The following is a 23,354-nucleotide window of genomic DNA, read 5'->3' on the forward strand; positions in this document are numbered from 1 at the left end:
GACTTGCACACACCTATCGCTGCTCACGCTCCAGCGTGGGCACGATGGTGTTTTCCGTGCCTGATTCCTCCCGCTACTGCCCGCTGGCGTTCTACGGGCCTCGACAGCGCTGGCTTACTCCAGATGCTCCGGCTTCACCGGGTCACCTGACTTGGCGTGGAGTTTGTCGCGAATGTCCGCGAACATTCGGTCGTAGTCCTTGTGCTGGGCGATGGGCAGTGCGGCCGAGTTGGGCAAGCCATGCCTTATTGCGATGCGACTCGCGTCGTGGGCGAAGTTGAAGGCGAGGTCACGGGGCAGCTGGAATTGCTCTTCGAACGACTTGCCGTTGATTGCGCCCTGCATGGTGAAGTGCATGGACGTGCCTTGCTTGGGATCTTCCTCCACGTTGTAGCGCAAGTGGATGTCATAGCTGATATCCGACGGTTGAAGCGCCACGTGGGTGAGGTGCAGATGGCCTGGCTCGTACATGAAGTGACTCCATCAAGTGGTGAGTGTGCTCAGTCAGACACCCCTCGCGAGCGGACGGTTCAGCCTTGCGCAGAGTACCGCTCGCTTCATGCCTGCGCTTAACGATCGATCTTGTCCGGTTCCGGCCTCGACCAGATCCATAGATTGCCCAGCGCCATCCCCGAGAGTGCCAGGTACAGCCACCAGGCATGGCCGATCAGGCTCAGCATCACCACGGCACAGACGAGCATGCTGATGGTGGCGCTGATCTTGGCCTTGCGCGCGACCAGTCGGCCATTACGCCAGTTGTACAGTATCGGCCCGAACACGCGGTGGTTTTCCAGCCAGGCGTTCAGCCGCGGCGAACTGCGTGTTGCCGCCCAGGCGGCCAGCAGAATGAACTCGGTGGTTGGCAGGCCGGGAACGAAGATCGCAACGATGCCTATGCCCAACGCGGTATAGGCGAGGATGCCGTATAAAAGGCGTGAAAGTCTTGAGCCGGGTGGTTTGTACGTCATGGTCTCTACAGGCAGGTTCGGGGAGCCCGGTCAGCTTAACAGCACCGGGCGCTTTTTCATGCCTGCACAGTTTCACCACCCGCAGTGCATCGATCTGACATGCGCTGAGCATGGTCGCGAGCGTCCATGACCCGGACACCTCTCGCTGCACATGCTTCAGCGCGGCTGCGCCGTTACTGCGCGTTATGCAGTGCCAGGCAGTTGTCGAGCATGCGATTGGAGAACGCCCATTCGTTGTCGTACCACGACAGTACCTTGAGCAGCTTGCCGCTGACCTTGGTGTGGTTGGCATCGAAGATCGACGACAGCGGGTTGTGGTTGAAGTCGTGGGAGACCAGCGGCAGGGCGTTGTAACCGAGCACTTTGGAATGCTGACTGGCTTCTTTCAGCAGCGCGTTGACTTCATCGACCGTGGTTTCACGCTTCAGGGTCACGGTCAGGTCGACCAGCGAAACGTTGATGACCGGTACGCGTACCGCCATGCCGGTGAGTTTGCCTGCCAGCTCCGGCAGTACCAGGCCCACCGCTTCGGCAGCGCCGGTCTTGCTCGGGATCATCGACTGCGTCGCCGAGCGGGCGCGGTACGGATCGGTGTGGTAGACATCGATCAGGTTCTGGTCGTTGGTGTAGGCATGAATGGTGGTCATCAGGCCGTTTTCGATACCCAGCTCGCGATGCAGCACTTGAGCGACCGGGGCCAGGCAGTTGGTGGTGCACGAGGCGCTGGAGATGATCTGGTGCGACTGGCGCAGCGTGTCGTGGTTGACCCCATAGACGATGGTGGCATCGGCACCGCTGGCTGGCGCGGAGATAATCACCTTGCGTGCACCGGCGGTGAGGTGCGCGGCAGCCTTGTCGCGGCTGGTGAACAGACCGGTGCATTCGAACACCACGTCGATGTCCTGCGCTTTCCACGGCAGCTCGGCCGGATTGCGGATGGCACTGACCGAAATACGGTCACCATTGACGGTCAGGCTGTCCTTGTCACACTCGACCGTGCCGCTGAAAGGGCCGTGTACAGTGTCGAAGCGCAGCAGGTGTGCGTTCATTTCGCTGTCGCCAAGATCGTTGATGGCGACGACCTGCAGGTCCTGACGGTAGCCTTGGGTATACAGTGCGCGTAGGACGTTGCGGCCGATTCGGCCAAAACCGTTGATTGCAATACGAAGAGTCATACAGCCGTCCTTCTGAATTTGTTGTTGGAATTACAAGATTATTCTCATAGAAATAGAAAACAAGCCTTTTTAGTGGCAATATTTTGTTTTATCTACAACTACAAGCCTGAAAGGCACTCCCAGTTGATCGAGATCAGGGTTTTGCTCCCTGACAGTCACTGCTCGAAAACCGGAGCCGTCTTTACGGGTGACCTTAGACGTTAGCCTGGAGTTCATCACATGCATCCCCGCGTCCTTGAAGTAACCGAGCGTCTCATCGCCCGCAGTCGCGATACCCGTCAGCGCTACCTTCAATTGATTCGCGGCGCAGCGAGCGATGGCCCGATGCGCGGCAAGCTCCAATGCGCCAACTTTGCCCACGGCGTCGCCGCTTGCGGACCGGAAGACAAGCAAAGCCTGCGTCTGATGAACGCCGCCAACGTGGCAATCGTCTCTTCCTACAACGAGATGCTCTCGGCGCATCAGCCCTACGAACACTTTCCAGCCCAGATCAAACAGGCATTACGTGACATTGGTTCGGTCGGTCAGTTTGCCGGCGGTGTACCAGCCATGTGCGATGGCGTCACCCAGGGCGAGCCGGGCATGGAACTGGCGATTGCCAGTCGTGAAGTGATTGCCATGTCCACGGCGATTGCCTTGTCACACAACATGTTCGACGCCGCCATGATGCTGGGCATCTGCGACAAGATCGTGCCGGGTCTGATGATGGGCGCATTGCGATTCGGTCATCTGCCGACCATTTTCGTGCCCGGCGGACCGATGGTCTCAGGCATCTCCAACAAGGAAAAAGCCGACGTAAGGCAGCGTTATGCGGAAGGCAAGGCCACCCGCGAAGAGCTGCTCGACTCGGAAATGAAGTCGTATCACGGTCCGGGAACCTGCACCTTCTACGGCACCGCCAATACCAACCAGTTGCTGATGGAAGTCATGGGCATGCACCTTCCTGGTGCTTCGTTCGTCAATCCCTACACGCCATTGCGTGATGCGCTGACCGCAGAGGCGGCCCGCCAGGTGACGCGTCTGACCAAACAGAGTGGCAGCTTCATGCCGATCGGCGAAATCGTCGACGAGCGCTCGCTGGTCAATTCCATCGTTGCGCTGCACGCGACAGGTGGCTCGACCAACCATACGCTGCACATGCCGGCCATTGCTCAGGCTGCTGGCATTCAACTGACCTGGCAGGACATGGCCGATCTGTCTGAAGTGGTGCCAACCCTGAGTCACGTCTACCCCAACGGCAAAGCCGATATCAACCACTTCCAGGCGGCAGGCGGCATGTCGTTCCTGATCCGCGAGCTGCTGGCTGCCGGTCTGCTGCACGAAAACGTCAATACCGTGGCCGGTTATGGACTCAGCCGTTACACCAAGGAGCCGTTCCTGGAGGACGGCAAACTCGTCTGGCGTGAAGGGCCGCTCGAAAGCCTCGATGAAAATATCCTGCGCCCGGTGGCCCGTCCGTTCTCGCCGGAAGGTGGGCTGCGGGTCATGGAAGGCAACCTGGGGCGCGGCGTGATGAAAGTGTCCGCGGTGGCTCCGGAGCATCAGATCGTCGAAGCACCGGCCAAGGTGTTCCAGGATCAGAAAGAGCTGGCCGACGCTTTCAAGGCAGGCGAGCTGGAGTGCGATTTCGTCGCCGTGATGCGCTTCCAGGGCCCGCGTTGCAACGGCATGCCCGAGCTGCACAAGATGACGCCGTTTCTGGGTGTCCTTCAGGATCGCGGGTTCAAGGTTGCGCTGGTCACCGATGGACGCATGTCGGGCGCTTCGGGCAAGATCCCGGCGGCGATCCATGTCTGCCCGGAGGCGTTCGATGGTGGCCCATTGGCGCTGGTACGCAATGGCGATGTGATTCGCGTGGATGGTGTAAAAGGCACGTTACAAGTGCTGGTCGAAGCGTCAGAATTGGCCGCCAGAGAACCGGCCATCAACCAGATCGACAACAGTGTCGGCTGCGGTCGCGAGCTTTTTGGATTCATGCGCATGGCCTTCAGCTCCGCAGAGCAAGGCGCCAGCGCCTTTACCTCTAGTCTGGAGACGCTTAAGTGAAGTTGGCCCTGGTCGGTGATATAGGCGGTACCAATGCACGTTTTGCCATTTGGGAAGACGACACGCTGCATTCTGTCCGGGTATTCCCGACCATTGACTACGCGGGCCCGGAGAAGGCCATCGAAGTCTATCTGCAGGACCTGGAGCTGCAGCGCGGCGATATCGGTCATGTGTGCCTGGCGGTGGCCGGGCCTGTCGATGGCGATTTTTTCCAGTTCACCAACAGCCACTGGCAATTGAGCCGCAAGGCGTTCTGCGCCGACCTGCAGGTCGATGAACTGCTGCTGATCAACGATTTCACCGCCATGGCGCTGGGCATGACCCGGCTCAAGGATGATGAATACCTGACGGTCTGCCACGGTGTCGGCAAGCCTGATCGGCCGCGCGTGGTGGTGGGGCCGGGGACCGGGCTGGGCGTCGGTACGCTGATCAAACTCGAAGGCAGTCGCTGGATGGCGTTGCCGGGCGAGGGCGGTCATGCCGACCTGCCCATCGGCACCGCGCGTGAGGCGCTGCTGTGGACGCGGCTGATGGCCGAGCATGAACATGTCAGCGCCGAAGTCGTGCTCAGCGGTGCGGGCTTGCTGTTGCTGTATCAGGTCAGCTGCGCGCTGGACGACATCGAACCGGTGCTTAAATCGCCTGCGGCGATCACTACCGCTGCGCTCTCGGGCGACCCGGTAGCTGCGGCAGTGCTGGAACAATTCTGCGTGTTTCTCGGCAGAGTGGTCGGCAACCATGTGCTGGCCCTGGGCAGCCTCGGCGGGGTTTATATCGTCGGCGGCGTGGTGCCGCGCTTCACTGAGTTCTTCATCAACAGCGGGTTCAAGCGCGCCATGGCCGAGAAGGGCGTCATGAGCGACTATTTCAATGGCCTGCCGGTGTGGCTGGTCACGGCCGAATACCCGGGCCTCATGGGTTCAGGCGTGGCCCTGCAGCAGGCGTTTGGTGCGCAGATCTGAGCGATATGACATAACAACAAAAATTAACAGCCAGACAAGGACGCTTCAACTTGAGCTCAGTCAGTAAATCGATCCTGTTGGTGGATGACGATCAGGAAATTCGCGAGTTGCTGGACACCTACCTGAGCCGCGCCGGTTTTCAGGTGCGCACAGTGGGCGATGGCGCGGATTTCCGTCGAGCGTTCAATGACGAACCAAGCGATCTGCTGATCCTGGACGTCATGCTGCCCGATGAAGACGGTTTCAGTCTGTGTCGCTGGATCCGCCAGCACCCGCGTCAGCCGCATGTGCCGATCATCATGTTGACCGCCAGCTCGGACGAAGCCGACCGGGTCATCGGTCTGGAACTGGGGGCCGATGATTACCTTGGCAAGCCGTTCAGCCCGCGCGAGCTTCAGGCCCGCATCAAGGCGCTGTTGCGACGTGCCCAGTTCGGTCAGGAGCGTCCGGGTGGCGACGTGATCCTGTTTGATGAGTGGCGACTCGATATGGTCAGCCACCGGCTGTTTCACAATGACGGCGAAGAGGTGATTCTGTCCGGCGCCGACTTCGCACTGCTCAAACTGTTTCTCGACAACCCCCAGCAGATTCTCGACCGCGACACCATCGGCAATGCCACACGTGGGCGTGAGTTGATGCCGCTGGAGCGCATCGTCGACATGGCGGTCAGTCGCCTGCGTCAGCGTCTGCGCGACACCGGCAAGTCACCGCGTCTGATCCGCACTATTCGCGGCAGTGGTTACCTGCTGGCCGCAAACGTCAACTCGCAAGCGGGCAACGGTTATTAAACCGACAGGGGCAGGCACGAAGAGAACCGGCCTGCCGCTGCCGCGCTCGTTGCTGGGGCGCATGTTGCTGCTGACCTTGCTGGCAGTTTTTTTGGCGCAGGCGCTGTCCAGCGTGATCTGGCTGTCACAGTTGCGTGCCACGCAGATGGAAGGCCTGGTGACCAGTGCGCGCAGTCTGGCGTACTCGATGGCGGCCAGTGTCAGCTACTTTCGCTCATTGCCGCTGGCTTACCGGCCCATGGTGCTCGACCAGTTACGCAGTATGGGTGGCACACGGTTCGTGGTGTCACTCAACGATCACCCGCTGGACATGCAGATCATGCAGCCCACCCCTCGCAAGCAGGCGGTGCTGGACGTGGTGGGCGAGGTGCTGCGCCAGCGACTGGGCAATGGTCCGGACATCACCGTATGGTTCGCGCGGCCCGAAGAACTGCGGATCTTCAACAGCGGCCTGAAGCTCGACGAGCTGCCGCGTTCGTGGGCGCATTACGCGCTGACACTCGAGCCGGTGAACCCGCCGGTGCTGGTCACGCAAATCGAAATGGCGCCGGGCGAGTGGTTCTACATTGCCTCGCTGCTGCCCGAACCCTACACCTCGCTGGAGGAGCAGGAGCTGCCTCTTCAGCAGGTCTCGTTCATTGTCCTGACCAGCGCATTTCTGCTGTTGTTCATCGGCTTGCTGGTGCACTGGCAGAGCCGCCCGCTCAAGCGTCTGGCGCGGGCCGCACGGGACATGTCGCTGGGCGCGGACGTCGAACCTGTGGTCGAGGGCGGCGGCAGCGAAGTCATCGAGGTCAGCCGGGCGTTCAATGCCATGCGCACACGGATCAGTCGCTACCTGACCGAGCGGGGGCAGTTGTTCAGTGCCATTTCCCATGATTTGCGTACGCCCATCACCCGTTTGCGCTTGCGGGTCGAGCTGCTCGAGGATGAGCAACTGCAACGCAAATTCAGTCGTGATCTGGATGAACTGGAGCTGCTGGTCAAAGGCGCGCTGCAGTGCGTCAAGGACACTGATATTCATGAAAACATCGAGCCGGTAGACCTCAACGCGCTGCTTGAATGTCTGGTCGAACCCTGGCTGCTTGCTGACGGCAATGGGCGGGTCACGCAGCAGGGTGAGGCTCAGGCTGTCTATTCAGGCAAACCGCTGGCGCTCAAGCGCTGCATCGGCAACCTGATCGATAACGCGCTCAAATACGGTGATCGCGCGCATCTGAAAGTCGAAGACGATGCCCAGGCGTTCGTACTGCATGTCGATGACGAAGGTCCTGGCGTTCCCGAGCAGCGTCTCGAACACGTTTTCGAACCGCATTTCCGTCTGGCAGGCAATCAGCAGCAGGGCTACGGTCTCGGCCTGGGCATCGCTCGCAACATTGCCCACAGTCATGGCGGCGAAGTCAGCCTGCAGAACCTGCGTGACGGAGGGTTGCGGGTAACGTTGTACCTGCCGAGAACTGTGGAATGACGCGCTGCACAGTGGCTTTTGGCTAGCGATTGCACCGGGATTTCAATTGTCACCATCCTGTGACAATCACGCGTCCCTTCGTTACTGTCGGCGCGTCAGGCTTGGTTAGACTCCCACGAAGCGCAAGCACCAGACTTGCTCATGCATAACAACAAGAAAGGTCAATTCGATGAATTCCATGTCACGTCTCGCTGTTGTCATCTCTCTCGCTTCGTTGTTCCCTCTGAGCGCTAACGCCGCTGAATCCAAAGGCACCGTAGAAGTCGTGCACTGGTGGACGTCGGGTGGCGAAAAGGCTGCAGTCGATGTTCTGAAAGCTCAGGTTGAAAAGGACGGCTTTACCTGGAAGGACGGCGCCGTTGCAGGCGGCGGCGGCTCCACGGCCATGACCGTGCTCAAGAGCCGTGCGGTTGCCGGAAATCCTCCCGGTGTGGCCCAGATCAAAGGCCCGGATATTCAGGAATGGGCCTCTACCGGCCTGCTCGATACCGATGCGCTGAAAGAGGTCGCCAAGTCCGAGAAGTGGGACTCCCTGCTGGACAAGAAAGTCTCCGACACCGTGAAGTACGACGGTGATTACGTAGCAGTACCGGTGAACATTCACCGCGTCAACTGGCTGTGGATCAACCCTGAAGTCTTCAAGAAAGCCGGTATCGACAAGGCGCCTACAACGCTCGAAGAGTTTTACGCGGCAGGCGACAAGCTGAAAAAAGCCGGCTTCATCCCACTTGCCCACGGTGGCCAGCCTTGGCAGGACAGCACCGTCTTTGAAGCTGTCGTGCTCTCGGTGATGGGGGCTGATGGCTACAAGAAAGCTCTGGTCGATCTGGACAACGGCGCGTTGACCGGCCCAGAAATGGTCAAGTCGCTCACCGAACTCAAGAAAGTCGCGACCTACATGGATGCCGATGGCAAGGGCCAGGACTGGAACCTGGAAGCTGGCAAGGTTATCAATGGCAAGGCCGGCATGCAGATCATGGGCGACTGGGCCAAGAGTGAATGGACCGCAGCCAAAAAGGTCGCAGGCAAGGATTACCAGTGCGTAGCCTTCCCGGGCACCGAAAAAGCCTTTACCTACAACATCGACTCGCTGGCGGTGTTCAAGCAGAAAGACAAGGGCACGACTGCCGCACAGCAGGATCTGGCCAAGGTCGCCATGGGCGAGGACTTCCAGAAGGTCTTCAGCATCAACAAGGGTTCGATCCCGGTTCGTGAAGACATGCTGTCCGACATGAGCAAATACGGTTTCGACTCGTGTGCGCAAACCGCTGCGAAGGACTTCCTGGCTGATTCGAAAACCGGTGGTCTGCAGCCAAGCATGGCGCACAACATGGCAACTACGCTGGCAGTGCAGGGCGCGTTCTTCGATGTGGTGACCAACTACATCAATGACCCGAAAGCTGATCCGGCCGAAACAGCCAAAAAGCTGGGCGCTGCGATCAAGTCTGCCAAGTAATTCGTTCTGAACCGCCTTTAACCGTCGTCCGCAGTGTTGAAATCCCTGGTTGATTTCACCTGCGGCTGCGGCCTGGATTCGATACACCGCATGGGATACTCCCGATGAGCTCTGTCGCTGCGAACAGCAAAGCCTCGCCAATGGATGCGCTGCAACGCTGGCTACCAAAACTGGTGCTGGCCCCCAGCATGTTCATCGTGCTGGTGGGTTTCTATGGCTATATCCTCTGGACATTCGCACTGTCGTTCACCAACTCGACGTTCCTGCCTTCCTATAAATGGGTCGGTCTGGCGCAATACGCGCGTCTCATGGACAACGATCGCTGGTGGGTGGCAAGCAAGAACCTTGCGGTCTTTGGCGGGATGTTCATTGCAATCAGCCTGGTGATCGGGGTCCTGCTGGCCGTCCTGCTGGACCAGCGGATTCGTCGCGAGGGCATGATTCGTACTATCTACCTGTACCCGATGGCGCTGTCGATGATCGTCACCGGTACTGCCTGGAAGTGGCTGCTCAACCCAGGCCTGGGCCTGGACAAGATGTTGCGCGACTGGGGCTGGGAAGGTTTCCGTTTCGACTGGCTGATTGACCAGGACCGCGTGGTGTACTGCCTGGTCATCGCCGCGGTATGGCAGTCCTCCGGCTTCGTCATGGCGTTGTTTCTGGCAGGTCTGCGTGGCGTCGATCAGTCGATCATTCGCGCGGCCCAGATGGATGGCGCGAGTTTGCCGATGATCTACTGGCGCGTCGTGCTGCCAAGCCTGCGTCCGGTGTTCTTCAGTGCCGTGATGATTCTCGCGCACATTGCGATCAAGAGTTTCGACCTGGTAGCCGCGATGACCGCCGGTGGCCCCGGTTACTCATCCGACCTGCCGGCGATGTTCATGTATTCGTTCACCTTTAGCCGCGGCCAGATGGGCATGGGTTCTGCCAGTGCGATTCTGATGCTCGGCGCGATCCTGGCGATTCTGGTGCCGTATCTGTATTCCGAGCTGAGGACCAAACGCCATGACTAGTCATGTTGGCAAACCGGGCATCAGCTTCAGTCGTGTTCTGATTTACGCCGTGCTGATGCTGGCCTGTCTGATTTATCTGGTGCCGTTGGTGGTGATGCTGTTCACCAGCTTCAAGACACCCGAAGACATCGGCACCGGCAACCTGTTGAGCTGGCCAAGCGTAGTGACTGCAATCGGCTGGATAAAAGCCTGGGACCTGGTCGATGGTTATTTCTGGAACTCGATAAAAATCACTGTTCCGGCCGTGATCATCTCCACCGCAATCGGCGCGCTCAATGGCTATGTGCTGTCGATGTGGCGCTTCAAGGGCTCGCAGCTGTTCTTCGGTCTGTTGTTGTTCGGTTGCTTTCTGCCGTTTCAGACCGTCCTGCTGCCGGCATCCTTCACACTGGGCAAGATGGGGCTGGCCAACACGACCACCGGGCTGGTGTTTGTTCACGTGGTCTACGGGCTGGCATTTACCACGCTATTCTTCCGTAATTACTACGTCAGCATTCCCGATGCACTGGTCAAGGCTGCACGATTGGACGGTGCCGGTTTCTTCACCATCTTCGGGCGCATCATTCTGCCGATGTCCACGCCTATCGTGATGGTCTGCCTGATCTGGCAGTTCACCCAGATCTGGAACGATTTCCTGTTCGGCGTTGTGTTCTCCAGCGGCGATTCTCAGCCGATCACTGTGGCTCTGAACAATCTGGTCAACACCAGCACAGGTGCCAAGGAATACAACGTTGACATGGCGGCGGCGATGATTGCCGGCCTGCCGACACTGCTGGTCTACGTACTGGCTGGCAAGTATTTCCTGCGTGGGCTTACGGCCGGCGCGGTCAAGGGGTAATCATGGCGACTCTCGAATTACGCAACGTCAACAAGACCTACGGCAGCAATCTGCCGGACACACTCAAGAACATCGACCTGTCGATCAAGGATGGCGAGTTCCTGATTCTGGTCGGTCCATCGGGCTGTGGTAAATCCACGCTGATGAACTGCATTGCCGGTCTGGAAAGCATCAGTGGCGGTGAGATCCTGATCGACGGCCAGGACGTCAGCGGCACCAGCCCCAAGGACCGCGACATTGCCATGGTCTTTCAGTCCTACGCCCTGTATCCGACCATGAGCGTGCGTGAAAACATCGCGTTCGGGCTGAAGATCCGCAAGATGCCGCAAGCCGACATCGACGCTGAAGTGGCGCGCGTTGCCAAACTGTTGCAGATCGAGCACTTGCTCAATCGCAAGCCGGGCCAGATGTCCGGTGGTCAGCAGCAGCGTGTCGCGATGGGCCGTGCCCTGGCGCGTCGACCGAAGATCTACCTGTTCGACGAGCCACTCTCCAACCTCGACGCCAAGTTGCGCGTCGAGATGCGCACCGAAATGAAGTTGATGCATCAACGCCTCAAGACCACCACCGTTTATGTGACCCACGATCAGATCGAGGCCATGACGCTGGGTGACAAGGTGGCGGTGATGAAGGACGGTATCGTCCAGCAGTTCGGCACGCCCAAGCAGATCTACACCGATCCGGCCAACCTGTTCGTCGCCAGTTTCATCGGTTCGCCGCCGATGAACTTTATCCCGCTGCGCCTGCAACGCAAGGATGGCCAGTTGATCGCTGCGCTCGACAGTGGTCAGGCCCGTTGCGAGCTGCCGGTGGGCGTGTCCGATGCAGGCCTTGAAGATCGAGAAATCATTCTTGGTATTCGCCCCGAACAGATTATGCTGGCCGGCGCTGAATCGACCGGGCTGCCGACCATTCGTGCCGAGGTCCAGGTGACCGAGCCGACCGGTCCGGATACGCTGGTGTTCGTCACGCTCAACCAGAGCAAGGTTTGCTGTCGCCTCGCCCCGGATGTCGCACCGCAGGTAGGCGAGAGCCTTACCCTGCAATTCGATCCTGCCAGGGTGCTGATTTTCGATGCCCAGAGCGGCGAGCGTCTCGGGGTGCTGGGAGCGCGACTGGCGGCTGAACGGGAAAACAATGTGTCACCGGTCGAGCCGCAAGTGATAAATTGATTCAGCAACGAGCATCGCTGGCTGGCCGTCTGCTGCCAAAACGCACGGCCGACCAGCGAACACAGGGCAGTGAATGAAGTAACACGTCTACCAAAGCTAATAACAATAAAACGAGGATTGATGGGATGAAGAAGATCAACAAAGGTAAATCGCTTTCCCGGCTCCAGTTGGTATGCAAGCTGTCGGCGTTGGGTGCGATGGGTCTGGCAGGCAGCGTTCACGCCGCCGAGCCGTTTGCCGCAGATTCACCCTGGATGACGGGTGACTGGGGTGGCAAGCGCACCGAGTTGCTGGACAAGGGTTATGACTTCTCGCTGGAATACGTTTCCGAGATGGCCAGCAACCTCAAGGGCGGCTACAACGACGACACCACCGGCCGTTACAGCGACCAGTTCGCGCTGGGCATGAAAGTCGATTTGCAGAAAGTTCTCGGCTGGCAGGACGCAGAGTTCAAGCTGGCAATCACCGAACGTAGCGGTCGCAACATCTCCAATGACCGTATCGGCGATCCTCGCGCCGGTACACTCAGCTCCTCCCAGGAAGTCTGGGGCCGTGGTCAGACCTGGCGTCTGACGCAGATGTGGATCAAGCAGAAGTACTTCGACGGCGCGCTGGACGTCAAGGCCGGCCGTTTCGGTCCGGGCGAAGACTTCAACAGCTTCCCGTGCGACTTCCAGAACCTGTCATTCTGCGGCTCGCAGGTCGGTAACTACGTAAGCACCTGGTACAACTGGCCAATCAGCCAATGGGCGTTGCGCATCAAGTACAACATCACGCCTGAAGTCTATGCCCAGGTGGGTGTGTACGAGCAGAACCCGTCCAACCTGGAAACAGGCAACGGCTTCAAGCTCAGTGGCAGTGGCACCGAAGGCATGATTCTGCCGGTCGAACTGGTCTGGACTCCATCCTTCAACTCGTTGCCCGGTGAGTACCGTGTCGGTTACTACAAGAGCACGCCAAACGCCAACGACGTCTATGAAGACGTGAATGGTCAGCCGCAAGCGCTGACTGGCGCAGCGTTCAAATCGCACAGCAGCAAGCATGGCTGGTGGGTCGTGGCTCAGCAACAACTGACCACGCATGACGGCGATGCTTCGCGCGGCCTCAGCATTTTTGCCAACGCCACCGTGCATGACAAGGCGACCAACTTCGTCGACAACTACCAGCAGATCGGTTTCACGTACAAAGGTCCGTTCAACTCGCGTCCGAAAGATGACATCGGTATCGGTATTGCCCGTATCCACGTCAACGACGATGTGCAGGATCGCGTGCGTCTGGCCAACCAGATCAGCGGTATCAATGACTATGACAACCCTGGCTACCTGCCGGTCCAGAGCACTGAGTACAACTCTGAAATCTACTACGGCTTCCATGTCACCAACTGGCTGACCGTGCGTCCCAACCTGCAGTACATCAAGCATCCTGGTGGCGTAGATCAGGTTGACGATGCGCTGGTAGCGGGCATCAAGATCCAGTCGAAGTTCTGATTATTGACTGACGCGTAACGCGATCAAGGGTCGTGTGTGCTTTGCGGGCAGCCTGGCTGCCCGTTTTTTTTGGCTTGATCCTTTTATTTTTCAGGGACGCGATTGGCGATGACCACTCACGACGCGCAACTGCCTGAACATCCATTGCAGCGCTTCTTCCGATCCCGACGTGCCAGACCGACTTTCGAGTGGGAGCGCCATCAACTGCGCGATGTGTTGGTCATCGACCACCCGCAATGTCAGGCCGTGTTCAGTCGTCAGGGCGCGCAACTGCTGCATTTTCAGCCGCAGGGCCAGAAACCCTGGCTCTGGTGTGCCGCTCAGTGGCCACAGGTGGGCGCCATTCGTGGAGGCGTGCCAGTCTGCTGGCCTTGGTATGGCCGGCATCCCGGCGAGAGCGGCTGGCCGGCACACGGCTGGGGGCGTTTGCTGGACTGGAAGCTGATCGACAGCAGTGAGTGCGAAGAAGGCGTGAGCCTGCACTGGCGCTTGCAACTGTGGGACTGGCAGGTCGATCTGCATGCTGAACTGGGGCAGGGCATGGAACTGCGTCTGAGCACGCGTCACGAGGACAGCGAGCCGTGTCACTTCAGCCATGCGCTGCACGCGTACTGGCGGATCGGTGATGTGGCTGAAGTCGCGCTGGAGGGGCTCGACGGTGCACAGGGCTATGACGAACTCAGCCGACAGGCGTGTCAGCAACACGGCGAACTGCGCGTGGCAGGCGCCTGCCAGCGCGTATTCGAACACGCCGGCGCCCTACAGCTCCAGGACCCGATCTGGCAGCGCAGGCTTAACATCGACACCGGCGACAGCACCAACACCGTCGTCTGGCACCCCGGCAGCAGACCGCTTCTCGGCGTATGCGGCAGCGAAACCACAGGCTTCGTCCGTGTCGAAGCCGCCTCAGGCTCCGGCGACACCTTCAGCCTGCGGCCCGGAGAGCAGGTGCAGCTCAAACTGCAAGCCAGCCTGGCAGGGTGAGTTGCGTCGTCTTCACTCGCGCTCAGCAAGGATCCACCTGAGGATCACAGAACCGCTGTGTGACGCAGAGCGTCACGAAAGGCATTCCTACGCGGAGCGTTGGAACGATAGTCAACGACACCCAGTCAGCCCTGATCCTCGATCGGATAACGGCTGTCATTCAGGCTTTCCTTGATCTTGCGCAAATGCGGCTGAAAGTCGACACCGCGACGCAACGTCATACCCGTGGCCAACACATCGAGCACAGTCAACTGAATGATCCGCGACGTCATCGGCATATAAATATCCGTGTCTTCCGGCAGAGGAATATTCAGACTCACCGTACTGGCCTGAGCCAGCGGCGAACCGGCTGCAGTCAGCCCCAGCACCGACGCGCCATTGGCCCGCGCGATACGCGCCACTTCCACCAACTCACGAGTACGGCCCGTATACGAAATGATCACGAACAACTCGCCGGTATGCGCCACTGACGCAATCATCCGCTGCATCAGCACATCGGCATGCGCCGTCACCGCCAGATTGAAGCGGAAGAATTTATGCTGCGCATCCAGGGCCACCGGCGCCGAGGCACCCAGCCCGAAAAAATGGATCTGCCGCGCCTGGATGAGCATGTCCACAGACTTGCTGATCAAGGCTGGGTCCAACTGCTGGCAGGCGCTGTCCAGTGACGCGATGGCACTGCCGAAAATCTTCTGGGTATAGGCCTCCGGATTATCATCCGCTTCCACCGCACGGCTGACATAAGCCGCGCCGCTGGCCAGGCTCTGGGCCAGTTGCAGCTTCAATTCCGGATAGCCGCTGACACTGAACGAACGGCAGAAGCGATTGACCGTCGGCTCGCTGACCTTGGCGGCCTGGGCAAGCGCTGCAATGCTCAGCCGCGTTGCCATCTGCGGATTGAGCAGGATGACCTCGGCCACTTTGCGTTCGGCCTTGTTCAGCTCGTCGAGTCGACCCTGGATTTGCTCCAGGAGGTTTCTTACGCGGTCCATTCAAAGTCCTTGTCGGGGCTGATTTACCAACGGTTTTGCCTTGGGCTTTTATTAGCCCTTTAGCCTGTAGCAAAGGTGGCCTATCGTACTGAGGGCCTGTGTTGATCACCACTGGAATATGCTTTCAGGCAGAATGTTGTGGTTATTACTACATATGGCCTTGAGTAACGCCTTTAAAAAAGGTATTTGTAGCCTAACTTGATAAAAGAACCAACATTATGCCCTTGATTACGGTTGAACCGTGCACATTTGCCCTGTTTGGTGCCTTGGGGGACCTGGCGGTACGCAAGCTGTTCCCGGCTCTTTATCAGCTTGATCGCGCTGGACTGCTGCATGAAGACACAAAAATTCTTGCCCTGGCGCGTGAACCGGGTGACGAAGAGTCGCATCTGGCGTACATCGAAAAATCCATGCGTCGCTTCATTCCCGAGACGGAACTGGAGCCGGACAACCTGGGCCGCTTTCTGGCGCGCCTCAGCTACCTGCATGTCGACTTTCTCAAGGCCGAGGATTACGTCGCACTCGCCGAGCGCGTCGGCAATGCCGAAACCCTGATCGCCTATTTCGCCACACCCGCCTCGGTCTACGGTGCCATCTGCGAGAACCTTGCGTCGGTCAACCTCGCTGAGCGCACGCGTGCCGTGCTGGAAAAACCCATCGGTCACGACCTGGCCTCTTCGCGCCGGGTCAATGACGCTGTTGCGCAGTTTTTCCCGGAAAACCGCGTTTATCGTATCGACCACTATCTGGGCAAGGACACGGTACAGAACCTCATCGCTCTGCGCTTCGCCAACAGCCTGTTCGAAACCCAGTGGAACCAGAACCATATTTCGCACGTGGAGATCACGGTGGCCGAGAAGGTCGGCATCGAGGGCCGTTGGGGCTACTTCGATCAGGCTGGCCAGCTGCGTGACATGATCCAGAACCACCTGCTGCAGCTGCTCTGCCTGATTGCCATGGACCCGCCAAGCGACCTGTCCGCCGACAGTATCCGGGACGAGAAGGTCAAGGTGCTCAAGGCACTGGCCCCGTTTACCCCTGAGCGTCTGGCCACCCAGGTGGTGCGCGGCCAGTACACCTCCGGCTATAGCGAAGGCAAGGCGGTGCCTGGCTATCTGGAGGAAGAAAACTCCAATACCCAGAGCGATACCGAAACCTTCGTCGCGTTGCGTGCCGATATCCGCAACTGGCGCTGGTCGGGTACGCCGTTCTATCTGCGCACCGGCAAACGCATGCCGCAGAAGCTGTCGCAGATCGTGATCCATTTCAAAGAACCGCCGCACTACATCTTCGCGCCTGAACAGCGTTTGCAGATCAGCAACCGCCTGATCATCCGCCTGCAGCCTGACGAAGGCATTTCCTTGCAGGTGATGACCAAGGATCAGGGCCTGGACAAGGGCATGCAGCTGCGCAGCGGTCCCTTGCAACTGAATTTTTCCGACACCTACCGCAGCGCTCGTGTCCCCGACGCTTATGAGCGGTTGTTGCTGGAAGTCATGCGTGGCAATCAGAACCTGTTTGTCCGCAAAGATGAGATCGAGTACGCCTGGCAATGGTGTGATCAGTTGATCGCTGGCTGGAAGAAGGCGGGCGATGCGCCCAAGCCTTACCCGGCCGGAACCTGGGGGCCGATGAGCTCCATTGCCCTGATTACTCGCGACGGGAGATCCTGGTATGGCGACATGTGACCTCAAGCTGCCAGCAGGGCTGGTAGCACACGATTTCGACACAGCGCAGCAACTGGCCGATGCACTGGCTGAAACTGTCGCCGAACGCCTCAAGCAGGCGATCAGCGAGAACGGTCTGGCGACGCTGGTGGTGTCCGGTGGACGCAGCCCGGTCGCCTTCTTCCAGCGTCTGGCGGCACAGCCGCTGGAGTGGTCGAAGGTCGTCATCAGTCTGGCGGACGAGCGCTTCGTGCCGACCGAACATGCCGACAGCAATGCCGGCCTGTTGCACCGCCACTTGTTGCAGGGGCCTGTGGCGAAGGCGAAGTTTCTCGGCCTGTACAGCGTGGCGAGCAGTGTCGAGGAAGCCGCTCAGGCTGCCGATCAGGCACTGGCCGAGCTGCCACCCATTGATGTACTGATTCTGGGCATGGGCGACGATGGGCATACCGCGTCGCTGTTCCCCAACAGCCCGAATCTGAGCGAAGCCCTTGACCTGCAAGGTGAGCGCCGCTGCCTGCCCATGCTCGCACCGAGCGTGCCGCACCAGCGCCTGACCCTGACCCGCCGCCTGCTGGCGTCGGCGCGTTCACCGATTCTGTCGGTGTCCGGTCAGGCCAAACTCGACACTCTGCGCACCGCGCTGGCAGGCGACGACCTCGCCGAGATGCCGGTGCGTGCCTTTCTCAACCCGTCTCTCGAGATTTACTGGTGCCCATAAGCCCCGATAAGCCCCACAAACAAAGGAACCGTCGCCATGACACAGAATGAAAATAATCAGTCGCTGACCAGCATGGCGAACAAGATTGCCCAGATCGACGAACTCTGCGCCAAGGCGAAGATTCTGCCGGTGATTACCATCGCCCGTGACCAGGACGTACTGCCGCTGGCCGATGCACTGGCCGCTGGCGGCATGACTGCACTGGAGGTGACCCTGCGCTCGGCGTTCGGTCTGAGCGCCATTCGTATCCTGCGTGAACAGCGCCCCGAGCTGTGTGTGGGCGCCGGGACCATCCTGGACCGCAAGATGCTGGCTGACGCTGAAGCGGCCGGTTCGCAGTTCATCGTCACTCCCGGCAGCACGCAAGACCTGCTGCAAGCCGCGGTCGACAGCCCTTTGCCGCTGTTGCCGGGTGTCAGCAGCGCCTCGGAAATCATGATCGGCTATGCCATGGGCTATCGCCGCTTCAAGCTGTTCCCGGCTGAGATCAGTGGTGGCGTGGCAGCGATCAAGGCCTTGGGCGGGCCGTTCAACGAGGTGCGTTTCTGCCCCACAGGCGGTGTCAACGAACATAACCTCAAGAGCTACATGGCCCTGCCCAACGTCATGTGCGTGGGCGGCACCTGGATGATCGATAACGCATGGGTCAAGAATGGCGACTGGGGGCGTATCCAGGAAGCGACTGCGCAGGCAATGGCACTGTTTGACTGATTTTCAGGATTTCGGAGTCAGCCCTTACTGCTGATTCCGACAAGGAAGTTGTTGTTGGTTGTATGGCTTTTCGGTGCTCCCTGGTCCGGAGCACCGTTTTTTTCTCCCCGGACCGTCTCTTTGTTTATCCCTTGTCCTTGAACGACTGGCGTGGACGTGTGCGCAACGGGTCCAATAGCGCGCCAAGGCCGTTGTGATCGATTTCCTGCATCAGCGCCAACAGACCTCCCAACTCTCCTTTGGGAAAGCCTTCCCGGGCGAACCAGTTCAGATAATGCCCCGGTAAATCAGCGATCAACCGACCCTTGTATTTGCCGAACGGCATTTCCTGTGTCACCAGCAGCTTGAGTTTTTCCGGATTCATCCGCGATACGCCTGTATTTCTCTTTCAGCCAGTACGATACGTGCATTCTGCATGCAGGCCAAACGACAGATCATGCAGAAGTCACGAACGGCCAATTGTGAAAATTTCGTAAGTCATTGATTTTAAATAGTTATTTTCGTATCAAAAACTGGCACGGTGTCTGCAATTACCTATACATCGAACACTTTCGTATCAACCTGCCATTAGGAAATTATCAAATGACTGATATCAACAAAGAAACGATCTCTATCCTGAATGACCTGATCGAAACCAGCAAAGACGGTGAAGAAGGTTTCCGTACCAGCGCAGAACACGCGAAAAGCGCCCAGGTGAAATCGTTCCTCGCAAACCGCTCTACCGAAGTCGCTGCAGCCGTTCGTGAACTGCAAGCTGAAGTGACCGCACTGGGCGGCAAGCCTGAAGATTCTTCTAGCGTATCTGGCGCACTGCACCGCGCATGGGTCAACCTGAAGTCGATGGTTACTTCCGACGACGACAAGGCCGTGCTGGAAGAAGTTGAAAAAGGCGAAGATGTTGCCAAGAAGGCTTACCGCGAAGCGCTGGAAAAAGCCCGTGCCAAGAACGTTTCGCCTAACGTTATCGCGCTGATTGAAAAGCAGCAGGCTGGCGTTCTGGCCAACCACGACAAAGTAAAAGCACTGCGTGACGCAGCACGTGCAGCCCACGCCGCATCGTAATCCGATGCGTCAGCGGTAACCGAAAAAACGCCAGCCAGTCTGGCGTTTTTTTATGCCCGAACGCAGCTGGTCAGACCGGGTCTGTCACCTTTCTGGCAACCGAACTGCGGTACTCGACCCGGTTGCGCCCATTGTCCTTGGCCTGATACAGCGCCTTGTCGGCCACCCCGAAAAATGCTTCCAGCTTGTCTCCCTGACGGACGACCTCCGAAGCGACCCCGATACTGACCGTGATGGGATACTCGGCATTCATGAACAGCGGAAGTGCCTCCGCAGCCTTGCGGATTTTTTCCGCGATCAGCATGGCCCCCGGCAAGTCTGTTTCCGGCAACACAACTACGAACTCTTCGCCGCCATAGCGTGCCACGCGGTCGCCCGGACGACGGATGCAGTATGAGATGGTCTGCGCAATCAGACGCAGCGCCTCGTCCCCGCCCTGATGGCCATGACGCTCATTGAATGCCTTGAAATGATCTACATCGATCATCAGCAATGACAGCTGCTTGCCAGAGCGTTGCGCTCGCGCCCATTCGACTTCCATGGCTTCGTCAAGCTGGCGGCGATTATCAAGCCCGGTCAGACCATCTGTCGCGGCCAGGCTGGCCAGTGCATCTTCGGCACGGTGGCGCCTTCTCAGCTCGCGACACAGCAGCCAGGTCAGCCACAAAATGCCCAGACACAATATGCTGGTCGCGGAGCCGACCAGCCAGGCATTGCGTCGCCAGACGGCATACACCTCATCTTCGGATTGCCCGATCACCACGATCAGCGGCAAGTTGCCGACTCGGGAGAAGGTATACAGCCGACGAGCATTCAACTGCGTCGACATCGCGGCAAAGCTGCCATCGCCTTCCTGAAGGATGCGCTGAAAGTTGGGGCTGTGGCTGTAATCCTTGCCGATCAACTCCTGACCTTCCATTTCCGGGTAGCGAACGATCAGAATGCCTGAGGTATTGATCAGGTTGATGCTGCTGTCACGGCCCAGATTCTGGCTCATGAACAGGTGCTTGAAATACACCAGACGCATCTCTGCGCTCACGATGCCCATGAACTCGCCGTTGGGCCCTGATAGGCGGCGGCTGAAGCTGATGCACCAGTCCTTGTAGCCCCAGCGAGTCTTGTACGGTGCACTGACGTGTAGCGTCAAAGAGCGGTCTGTTGCATGGTCCTTGAAATAGGCGCGGTCAGCGAAGTTGTCGTGTCGAGGGGTGACAGACAAAGAATCAGCCACTATTTCGCCGCGGTTATCGAGCAATACCAGGTCGCCCTTGTAAGAGGCGGCAGTGGCGCGATCGAACAGAACAAGTTGGCGCAGTTCAGGTGACAGTTGCTGAAGGTCCGGACGCTGCCACGCGCTGATCATGCCTTGCAGTGAAGAGTCGTAAAGTTCTGCATTACGCATGACGTCGGCATCGATCAAACGCACGATATTGGACGCTGCGCGTGCTGCTGTCTGTGCTGCGTCGTCGCGCTCCTGGGCCAGTAGAGACGCGACAATCGCCAGAATGGCGAGCATTGAAACCGAGCTGCCGAAAATCAATATCAGCTCCGGACGGGTCCATTTGAGCCGGGCTTGCCGAGAAAACGCAAACACCATCATCGGTTGTTCTACCTGCAGACGAATGATTCTTGATAATCGGTTAATAAAATTATCAGTTAGGTGGGGAACTTATTGACGCGTGTATAACACGCTCCTTATAGCCCCATATGAAGGGAATGTGAATAAAGCAACTGTATTTAAAACGCTGCGAACAGACGCACACTGAGGACCGTGAAAACGGTCAGTGTAGTCAGTATTTTCAGGTGTCAACGGGGCAACTGGATGCCGAAGGTATTGGCGCCCTTGTCGCTGTTCACGAACACGGTGCCGCCATGCATCAAGGCAATCGCCTTGACGATGGCCAGCCCCAGGCCGTGATTGGCGCCGCTGTTACTGCGTGAGGCATCCACCCGATAAAAGCGCTCGAACAGTCTGGGTAAATGTTCCTGAGCGATTTGTACGCCCGGATTGGTCACGCTGACAGTGACATGGGCATCGCGGGATTCGATGTTGACTTCAATCACTTCACCAGCGCCAGTGTGCTGAACGGCGTTATGCAACAGATTGATCAGCGCGCGGCGCAAGTGGGGTTTTTCAATGGGTGCGCTGGCGTCGCCGTGGACACGGACTTGCACGTGCGCGTCTTCCAGAATGAAGTCCAGATAATCCAGCGTCGTCGCGACTTCTTCAGCCAGTGAGGTGCAGATCTGTGCCTTGACCTTGGTGCCCTGATCGGCGCTGGCCAGAAACAGCATGTCGTTGATGATCGAGCGCAGGCGCTCCAGCTCTTCGAGGTTCGACTGCAACACCTCGAAATAATGCTCGGCAGAGCGGCCACGGGTCAGCGCCACCTGGGTCTGACCGATCAGGTTGGTCAGCGGTGAACGAAGCTCGTGTGCCACATCGGCATTGAACGACTCCAGCCTCGAGTAGGCTTGCTCGACGCGTTCCAGCGTGGAGTTGAACGAGGCGACGAATTGCTCGAGTTCCGGTGGCAGCGGCGACAACTGCAAGCGTCCGGACAGCCTTGGCGGGGCGAGCTTCTGGACTTCCTGCGAAAGGCTGGTCAGCGGTCGCAGGCCAATCCGCGCGACCCAGTAGCCCAGCGCCGACGCGAGCAGAATGCCCAGCGTGGCCAGGCTGATCAAGGCGACCAGCAGCGAGTGCTGCGTGTGCCAGAACGTCTCGGTGTCGATGGCAGTCAGAAAGCGCAGGGCCGGACGCTGTTCCTTGGCGGGAAACTCGCTGACCAGCACTTTGAACGAAAACGGATGGTCCGCCAGCTTCAGGTCGTGCATGCCCAGCGGCCCCTGTGCAAAACGACGAATGTCCGCACCGGGATTGCCGAACTCATAGAGCGGATTGTCACTCACCACCCAGAAGCGCAGGCGTTTGTCCTCTTCACTGAGCAAGGTGAGCTTGGCCTTGATCTTGCGCCAGTGTTCCGGGTTGCCGAAACGATTGACCGCCGATTCCAGCACGCTGTAGCGCGCATCCACCTCTGCACGGGGCAGCAAATCGAGGCTTTTGTCCACCTGCAGGTACAAGGCCCAGCCGATCAGCAGGAACACCACCAGTGCCACCAGCGCGAACAGCCCGCTCAGGCGCAGGGCAATCGAATCAACCCGCACTGCGGTTCTCCAGCACATAGCCCATGCCGCGAATGGTGTGCAGCAGCTTGTGCTCGTGAGGGCCATCGAGCTTGGCCCGCAAGCGCTTGATCGCGACTTCGACCACATTGGTATCGCTGTCGAAGTTGATGTCCCAGACCATCTCGGCGATGGATGTCTTGGAAAGGATGTCACCCTGACGTCGGGCCAGCACACTGAGCAGCGAAAACTCCTTGGCGGTCAGGTCCAGGCGCAGGCCGGCGCGGGTCGCCTTGCGGCTGATCAGGTCTATCCACAGGTCGGCGATGGTGATCTGCACCGGCTCGTGGCCACCGCTGCGCCGCGTCAGGGCCTGCAGGCGGGCGACCAGTTCCAGAAAGGAAAATGGCTTGCCCAGGTAATCATCCGCGCCTTCGCGCAGGCCGCGAATACGGTCGTCGACCTGCTCGCGCGCGGTCAGCATGATCACGGGCGTCTGTTTGCGCGCACGCAGCGCACGCAACACCCCAAAACCATCCAGGCCCGGCAGCATCACGTCGAGAATGACGATCGCATGGTCATTCTCCAGCGCCAGGTGCAGGCCTTCGATCCCGTCGCGCGCCACGTCCACGGCATAGCCCTGTTCGGTCAGACCGCGACGCAGGTAGTCGGCGGTTTTCTCTTCGTCTTCGATAATCAGCACGCGCATCGGGCA

Annotated in this window: 22 protein-coding genes; 14 read left to right on the top strand and 8 right to left on the bottom strand. The window is 58.9% G+C overall.

Translation table 11 applies throughout. The features are described 5' to 3' along the window. Positions 1–114 precede the first annotated feature (114 nt). From BT119_RS09995 to gap, 3 genes are all read right to left on the bottom strand, one after another. Entirely contained in the window at positions 115–471 is a 357-nt protein-coding gene (locus BT119_RS09995) for a DUF5064 family protein (RefSeq protein WP_003433598.1), read from the bottom strand. A 98-nt stretch (positions 472–569) separates the two neighbouring features. After that, positions 570–968 (bottom strand): YbaN family protein, encoded by a 399-nt coding sequence (locus BT119_RS10000; protein ID WP_050557974.1) that lies wholly within the window; start codon positions 966–968, stop codon positions 570–572. Between the two features lie 173 nt (positions 969–1,141). Then, a complete protein-coding gene (gap, locus tag BT119_RS10005; RefSeq protein WP_003433596.1) occupies positions 1,142–2,143 on the bottom strand; it encodes a type I glyceraldehyde-3-phosphate dehydrogenase in 1,002 nt (333 codons plus the stop codon). Positions 2,144–2,362: 219 nt separating this feature from the next. On the opposite strand from gap, the gene edd reads away from it, so the two are divergent. The 10 genes from edd (at position 2,363) to BT119_RS10055 (ending at position 14,357) form a co-directional block, all read left to right on the top strand. Further along, complete coding sequence (gene edd, locus BT119_RS10010) at positions 2,363–4,189, top strand: phosphogluconate dehydratase (RefSeq protein WP_003365314.1); 1,827 nt, start codon at positions 2,363–2,365, stop codon at positions 4,187–4,189. Beyond that, entirely contained in the window at positions 4,186–5,151 is a 966-nt protein-coding gene (locus BT119_RS10015) for a glucokinase (RefSeq protein WP_010431705.1), read from the top strand. The genes edd and BT119_RS10015 overlap by 4 nt, the downstream gene beginning before the upstream one ends. Before the next feature lie 50 nt (positions 5,152–5,201). Next, positions 5,202–5,939: a response regulator gene (locus BT119_RS10020; protein ID WP_003365308.1), complete on the top strand. Its 738-nt coding sequence runs from the start codon at positions 5,202–5,204 to the stop codon at positions 5,937–5,939. Positions 5,940–6,000: 61 nt separating this feature from the next. Next, complete coding sequence (locus BT119_RS10025; RefSeq protein WP_072365782.1) at positions 6,001–7,407, top strand: ATP-binding protein; 1,407 nt, start codon at positions 6,001–6,003, stop codon at positions 7,405–7,407. Between the two features lie 169 nt (positions 7,408–7,576). Beyond that, positions 7,577–8,863 carry an ABC transporter substrate-binding protein gene (locus BT119_RS10030; RefSeq protein ID WP_003365304.1) on the top strand — a complete coding sequence of 429 codons (1,287 nt, stop codon included), beginning with the start codon at positions 7,577–7,579 and terminating at the stop codon, positions 8,861–8,863. A 104-nt stretch (positions 8,864–8,967) separates the two neighbouring features. Next, complete coding sequence (locus BT119_RS10035; protein WP_003314048.1) at positions 8,968–9,876, top strand: carbohydrate ABC transporter permease; 909 nt, start codon at positions 8,968–8,970, stop codon at positions 9,874–9,876. After that, positions 9,869–10,714, top strand: a complete 846-nt coding sequence (locus tag BT119_RS10040) for a carbohydrate ABC transporter permease (protein WP_003433593.1) — start codon at positions 9,869–9,871, stop codon at positions 10,712–10,714. Before BT119_RS10035 ends, BT119_RS10040 begins: the two co-directional genes overlap by 8 nt. A gap of 2 nt (positions 10,715–10,716) precedes the next feature. Further along, on the top strand, positions 10,717–11,886 hold the full coding sequence (locus BT119_RS10045; protein ID WP_058397458.1) for an ABC transporter ATP-binding protein: 1,170 nt from the start codon (positions 10,717–10,719) through the stop codon (positions 11,884–11,886). 125 nt (positions 11,887–12,011) lie between these two features. After that, positions 12,012–13,373 (top strand): carbohydrate porin, encoded by a 1,362-nt coding sequence (locus BT119_RS10050; protein ID WP_003408960.1) that lies wholly within the window; start codon positions 12,012–12,014, stop codon positions 13,371–13,373. Positions 13,374–13,481: 108 nt separating this feature from the next. Further along, the gene (locus BT119_RS10055) at positions 13,482–14,357 is read left to right on the top strand and encodes a D-hexose-6-phosphate mutarotase (protein WP_003433591.1); all 876 of its coding nucleotides are present in this window, start codon (positions 13,482–13,484) and stop codon (positions 14,355–14,357) included. Positions 14,358–14,482: 125 nt separating this feature from the next. Here BT119_RS10055 and BT119_RS10060 read toward each other — a convergent pair whose 3' ends face one another. Further along, a complete protein-coding gene (locus tag BT119_RS10060) occupies positions 14,483–15,349 on the bottom strand; it encodes a MurR/RpiR family transcriptional regulator (protein ID WP_002552324.1) in 867 nt (288 codons plus the stop codon). Between the two features lie 218 nt (positions 15,350–15,567). Between BT119_RS10060 and zwf the strand changes: the two genes are divergently transcribed. The 3 genes from zwf to BT119_RS10075 are packed head-to-tail and all read left to right on the top strand — an operon-like array spanning position 15,568 to position 18,448. Next, complete coding sequence (gene zwf / locus BT119_RS10065) at positions 15,568–17,037, top strand: glucose-6-phosphate dehydrogenase (protein ID WP_003408964.1); 1,470 nt, start codon at positions 15,568–15,570, stop codon at positions 17,035–17,037. Continuing rightward, the gene (gene pgl / locus BT119_RS10070; protein WP_003365295.1) at positions 17,024–17,737 is read left to right on the top strand and encodes a 6-phosphogluconolactonase; all 714 of its coding nucleotides are present in this window, start codon (positions 17,024–17,026) and stop codon (positions 17,735–17,737) included. The genes zwf and pgl overlap by 14 nt, the downstream gene beginning before the upstream one ends. A gap of 36 nt (positions 17,738–17,773) precedes the next feature. Beyond that, positions 17,774–18,448, top strand: coding sequence for a bifunctional 4-hydroxy-2-oxoglutarate aldolase/2-dehydro-3-deoxy-phosphogluconate aldolase (locus tag BT119_RS10075; RefSeq protein WP_003433587.1), 675 nt, complete (start codon positions 17,774–17,776; stop codon positions 18,446–18,448). A gap of 124 nt (positions 18,449–18,572) precedes the next feature. Here the strand turns inward: BT119_RS10075 and BT119_RS10080 are convergent, their stop codons facing one another. Then, a complete protein-coding gene (locus BT119_RS10080) occupies positions 18,573–18,812 on the bottom strand; it encodes a DUF3820 family protein (RefSeq protein ID WP_003341842.1) in 240 nt (79 codons plus the stop codon). A 218-nt stretch (positions 18,813–19,030) separates the two neighbouring features. Between BT119_RS10080 and BT119_RS10085 the strand changes: the two genes are divergently transcribed. Then, positions 19,031–19,510, top strand: a complete 480-nt coding sequence (locus BT119_RS10085; RefSeq protein ID WP_002552329.1) for a PA2169 family four-helix-bundle protein — start codon at positions 19,031–19,033, stop codon at positions 19,508–19,510. A 70-nt stretch (positions 19,511–19,580) separates the two neighbouring features. Here BT119_RS10085 and BT119_RS10090 read toward each other — a convergent pair whose 3' ends face one another. The 3 genes from BT119_RS10090 to BT119_RS10100 all read right to left on the bottom strand — a co-directional run bounded on the left by BT119_RS10090 (position 19,581) and on the right by BT119_RS10100 (position 23,348). After that, the gene (locus tag BT119_RS10090) at positions 19,581–21,110 is read right to left on the bottom strand and encodes a sensor domain-containing diguanylate cyclase (RefSeq protein WP_003365292.1); all 1,530 of its coding nucleotides are present in this window, start codon (positions 21,108–21,110) and stop codon (positions 19,581–19,583) included. A 206-nt stretch (positions 21,111–21,316) separates the two neighbouring features. Then, positions 21,317–22,681, bottom strand: a complete 1,365-nt coding sequence (locus BT119_RS10095; protein ID WP_072365566.1) for a heavy metal sensor histidine kinase — start codon at positions 22,679–22,681, stop codon at positions 21,317–21,319. Beyond that, entirely contained in the window at positions 22,671–23,348 is a 678-nt protein-coding gene (locus tag BT119_RS10100) for a heavy metal response regulator transcription factor (protein WP_003314062.1), read from the bottom strand. Before BT119_RS10100 ends, BT119_RS10095 begins: the two co-directional genes overlap by 11 nt. Positions 23,349–23,354 lie beyond the last annotated feature (6 nt).

The organism is Pseudomonas sp. NFACC10-1, assembly GCF_900119195.1.
In the GTDB taxonomy this organism is placed as follows: Bacteria; Pseudomonadota; Gammaproteobacteria; order Pseudomonadales; family Pseudomonadaceae; genus Aquipseudomonas; species Aquipseudomonas cerasi.

Bases quoted from the DNA above. Each gene is read 5' to 3' on its own strand.
- BT119_RS09995 (WP_003433598.1), bottom strand. From the start codon at position 471: ATGTACGAGCCAGGCCATCTGCACCTCACCCACGTGGCGCTTCAACCG.
- BT119_RS10000 (WP_050557974.1), bottom strand. From the start codon at position 968: ATGACGTACAAACCACCCGGCTCAAGACTTTCACGCCTTTTATACGGC.
- gap (WP_003433596.1), bottom strand. From the start codon at position 2,143: ATGACTCTTCGTATTGCAATCAACGGTTTTGGCCGAATCGGCCGCAAC.
- edd (WP_003365314.1), top strand. From the start codon at position 2,363: ATGCATCCCCGCGTCCTTGAAGTAACCGAGCGTCTCATCGCCCGCAGT.
- BT119_RS10025 (WP_072365782.1), top strand. From the start codon at position 6,001: ATGTTGCTGCTGACCTTGCTGGCAGTTTTTTTGGCGCAGGCGCTGTCC.
- BT119_RS10030 (WP_003365304.1), top strand. From the start codon at position 7,577: ATGAATTCCATGTCACGTCTCGCTGTTGTCATCTCTCTCGCTTCGTTG.
- BT119_RS10035 (WP_003314048.1), top strand. From the start codon at position 8,968: ATGAGCTCTGTCGCTGCGAACAGCAAAGCCTCGCCAATGGATGCGCTG.
- BT119_RS10040 (WP_003433593.1), top strand. From the start codon at position 9,869: ATGACTAGTCATGTTGGCAAACCGGGCATCAGCTTCAGTCGTGTTCTG.
- BT119_RS10045 (WP_058397458.1), top strand. From the start codon at position 10,717: ATGGCGACTCTCGAATTACGCAACGTCAACAAGACCTACGGCAGCAAT.
- BT119_RS10050 (WP_003408960.1), top strand. From the start codon at position 12,012: ATGAAGAAGATCAACAAAGGTAAATCGCTTTCCCGGCTCCAGTTGGTA.
- BT119_RS10055 (WP_003433591.1), top strand. From the start codon at position 13,482: ATGACCACTCACGACGCGCAACTGCCTGAACATCCATTGCAGCGCTTC.
- BT119_RS10060 (WP_002552324.1), bottom strand. From the start codon at position 15,349: ATGGACCGCGTAAGAAACCTCCTGGAGCAAATCCAGGGTCGACTCGAC.
- zwf (WP_003408964.1), top strand. From the start codon at position 15,568: ATGCCCTTGATTACGGTTGAACCGTGCACATTTGCCCTGTTTGGTGCC.
- pgl (WP_003365295.1), top strand. From the start codon at position 17,024: ATGGCGACATGTGACCTCAAGCTGCCAGCAGGGCTGGTAGCACACGAT.
- BT119_RS10075 (WP_003433587.1), top strand. From the start codon at position 17,774: ATGACACAGAATGAAAATAATCAGTCGCTGACCAGCATGGCGAACAAG.
- BT119_RS10080 (WP_003341842.1), bottom strand. From the start codon at position 18,812: ATGAATCCGGAAAAACTCAAGCTGCTGGTGACACAGGAAATGCCGTTC.
- BT119_RS10085 (WP_002552329.1), top strand. From the start codon at position 19,031: ATGACTGATATCAACAAAGAAACGATCTCTATCCTGAATGACCTGATC.
- BT119_RS10090 (WP_003365292.1), bottom strand. From the start codon at position 21,110: ATGATGGTGTTTGCGTTTTCTCGGCAAGCCCGGCTCAAATGGACCCGT.
- BT119_RS10100 (WP_003314062.1), bottom strand. From the start codon at position 23,348: ATGCGCGTGCTGATTATCGAAGACGAAGAGAAAACCGCCGACTACCTG.